The sequence below is a fragment of the Actinotignum schaalii genome, assembly GCF_028864145.1.
GTDB classification, from domain to species: domain Bacteria; phylum Actinomycetota; class Actinomycetes; order Actinomycetales; family Actinomycetaceae; genus Actinotignum; species Actinotignum schaalii_B.
This window is the reverse complement of the sequence record NZ_JARBHJ010000071.1, coordinates 1-753: the sequence shown is the minus strand read 5'-3', so window position 1 is coordinate 753 and position 753 is coordinate 1. Positions and strand designations below refer to the sequence as shown.

The window sequence follows — 753 nt, the reverse complement described above, 5'->3', positions numbered from 1 at the left end:
CGATACGCACTCTCCAGTCCTGGCCGTCGTGGGAGATAGTGGGACCGTCTTTAGGGCGGGCGTGGTAGGCCTCGTGGGGTGTTTTATTCGCGAGGGAGCGGTGGGGGCGGGTGGTGTTGTAGATGGTTTGGAAGTCCTCTAGGAGGTTGTTGAGTTCGTCGAGAGTGTCTATTGGGGGTTGGGCTCGTAACCATTTTTTGAGGGTTTGGTGGAATCTTTCGATTTTGCCTTGGGTGGTGGGATGTCCAGGACGCCCGTTTTTCTGGGTGATGGCGTAGTCGGCTAGGAGTTGTTCGAAAGCGTTGGGTTGATAGTTTTTGTTTTTATTTCCGGCTGCTAGGCGGGTTGTGTAGACCATGCCGTTATCGGTGAGGGTTGAGGCGGGTAGACCATAGTTCATGGCTGTCTGGGTGAAAGTAGCGGTGACGGTGGTACCGGTGATGCGTGGGTGGGCGCTGATGTGGAGGAGGTAGCGGGAGTGGTCATCAAGCCAGGAAATGATTTCCGTGTCGGTCTTATCGGCAAGGGGCCAGTGAGTGAAATCGGATTGCCAGGTGCCGTTGGGTAGTTCTGCCTGGAAACGTATATAGGAGTTTTTAGGGCGTTTTTGTGGTTGGGGTGTGATGGCTCCTGCTTTTTTCAGGATCCGCCATATGGTGGTTGGAGAGGGTTTGTTCTCGATGTCCAGGTGGGTGTGGATGGTGTGGGCGCCGCAGTCCAGGCCCAGGGCTGCGAGTTTTTTCCTGAGGTTGA

General features: G+C 55.1%; 1 protein-coding gene. It reads right to left on the bottom strand.

The window, feature by feature from the left end:
- On the bottom strand, window positions 1-753 hold a 753-nt coding region (locus tag PWJ82_RS09495), incomplete at both ends, for an integrase core domain-containing protein (RefSeq protein ID WP_274736436.1).